Origin of the sequence: Leptolyngbya cf. ectocarpi LEGE 11479 (assembly GCF_015207065.1) — a bacterium.
Classification (GTDB): domain Bacteria; phylum Cyanobacteriota; class Cyanobacteriia; order Phormidesmidales; family Phormidesmidaceae; genus Leptothoe; species Leptothoe ectocarpi.
The window spans coordinates 1-2,157 of the sequence record NZ_JADEXP010000578.1; the positions used below are offsets into that span (position 1 = coordinate 1).

The 2,157-nt window shown below is 49.4% G+C and carries 2 protein-coding genes and 1 pseudogene; all 3 read right to left on the reverse strand.

Annotated elements, in window-relative coordinates; translation table 11 throughout:
• Positions 1-353: 353 nt before the first annotated feature.
• On the reverse strand, positions 354-641 hold the full coding sequence (locus IQ260_RS30085; RefSeq protein WP_193996722.1) for a type II toxin-antitoxin system Phd/YefM family antitoxin: 288 nt from the start codon (positions 639-641) through the stop codon (positions 354-356).
• Between the two features lie 152 nt (positions 642-793).
• Positions 794-1,582 carry a DUF4382 domain-containing protein gene (locus tag IQ260_RS30090; RefSeq protein ID WP_193996723.1) on the reverse strand — a complete coding sequence of 263 codons (789 nt, stop codon included), beginning with the start codon at positions 1,580-1,582 and terminating at the stop codon, positions 794-796.
• A gap of 196 nt (positions 1,583-1,778) precedes the next feature.
• A pseudogene (locus IQ260_RS30095) lies at positions 1,779-2,157 on the reverse strand (MFS transporter); the annotation flags it as partial.

The window sequence follows — 2,157 nt, forward strand, 5'->3', positions numbered from 1 at the left end:
TTGGGATAGTGTTCGATATGCACTTTCCAGATCCATAAATGATCACTTGCGCTACATCTTTATATTACGTAAGACTTTCAGAAACAACAGCACAGTTTTCCTGAAAAGCACGGCTTCTAGATATCCTGATGTGTTCACAGGGAAATTTGAACTCGCAATCAACGACGCCGTTCATATCACCCAACGATTTGCATAATTCTGTCTGACGTGTCAATTTCCTCAGCTCTCTTCGTCTCCAAAAAGCTGCTCAGACTTTTTCAGCCGGTCTTTCACGCCATGTAGTACCCGATGAATACGCACCACACCTCCATTTATTGACTGTGCTGAATCGACCGTAAATAGAAGGTGAAATCTCAGCCCGATATGTCATATTTTTCTTGTAGCTGCTGAAATGCTTCCCCTAAAGGCTGACCTTTTCCTTGCTCAAATTCCTCCATACTTTTACGGATCCCGGCTAAAGACTCCAAAAGCTCCATCCGGTCCAAAAGCTTTTGATAACTCTCAGCATCTTGTACTACAACAGCAGCTTTACCATTGACTGTGAGAATTATTGGCGATTGTGTCTGTTTCAATCGTTCTAAAAAGGTCTTCGCTCCGCGCTGAAACTCTGACAGGGGATGAATATTAAGCAGGTTTAGCATGCTAAAACAAAAAATATGCTGTTAATTATATGATAATCATCAAATCCAAACCTGTGCTGATTCCAACATGAATCAGCACAGAGGATTCCCAAAAACCATACAGCGGCAGCTCTACCTCTGAAGTTAAAGCCAGTACCTAAAATCTATTCCGTTTAAATTTCCTCAGCGCGGCAGTGTCCCTCACCGACATGTCCCAGGCCTTTATAGATATCGGCGAGCTGAAGCTTTTCTACCTTAGTGAGCTTGGCCTCCAAGTCTTCAGGAGTCACATTCACAGCACCATCTTGAGCCAGGGCCGCAAACGGGTCAAAGCCCAGTGCCCCCCGGTTGAGGATGTCATCTTCAGGAGTGTCAATATCGCCAAACAGATGATCAAAATGAAAGGTGGTTTCTACATCTGCTGTTTCTTCTGGGTCCAAAATCCCTTTGCGCTCATCGCCAACAAAGTCACCGCAGAAAAACTCTAATGATGGGTTCATGGCAATTTCAAACGGAATCGTTTCCCCATCACGGGTAGCCGTTCCAATCAGTCGCAATGAGGGCTCGGTCTCTGCAGCCAGCTTCCAAGATAGGGCGTTGTAGCGGCCCGCTGGGGTCTCGACCTGCTCTACTAGGATAGGCGCGGCGTCTTCATCACCTTCGGCCAGGTCTAAACTGGCTGATTCAGTCAGTAGGGCTTTGGTCTCAGCGGCAATCTCCACATCCGCTTCCGGATTGAAGGGGGGCGCTGACTGATAGGCAACCACGTCCTGGATGGTGGTGTAGACGTGGTCAAACTCGATTTGCCAACCGTCTTTGCTGGTAAAGCCCTGCCGGATAAAGTCTTCACCGTTGGCTCGCAGTTCTAAGGTACCAACCTGTGCCTCGGGGGCCTGAGTGCATGCAACGCTTCCCAACAAAAGTGAGACCACAGCCCCACTCAACAACTGGTTCCTATTCATAGTTCTTTCCTAAAGTGGCCCTCTTATTGAAACGCTGGTCTTTCTGTACCTCAATCCCCCCTAGGGGGAAAGATTTCTGTGGTCAGAGTACTTGATTTACACTTACCCCATGCTGCTCTGGCCTTTCCGCACATCGAAAGATCAAATAAAGCTTATTCGTATGAAAATATTGGGATGTCGAGCAGATGCGGCTGAATTAAGGTTGTTTGGCGGCAACACAGCCTGCGGCTACAGCGAAGCTGATGGCGGCAGCTAACAAGGAAACGGTTAGACCCAAGTTCGCAGGGCCAATGCTGCTCAACACACTCATAGCGGCAGCTCCCCCACTAAAGTAGAGCCCGGTGCCTAAGCCTGCTTTAGCAGGAGGCACCATGGATAGGGCGTAGGGTAGGGTGCCATTGGCGACCAGACTAAAGGCAATGCCGATTGCGATCGCAACCAAAACCGCCACCCCAGCCGACCCCAGCACACTGGTCACCCCCGCTGCCACAATCAGCCCCCCAAACCCAATCATCATCGCCTTGCGGTTTCCTAGCTTCGTAGCCAGCTGACCACAGGGCAGCGCGCTCAGCGCC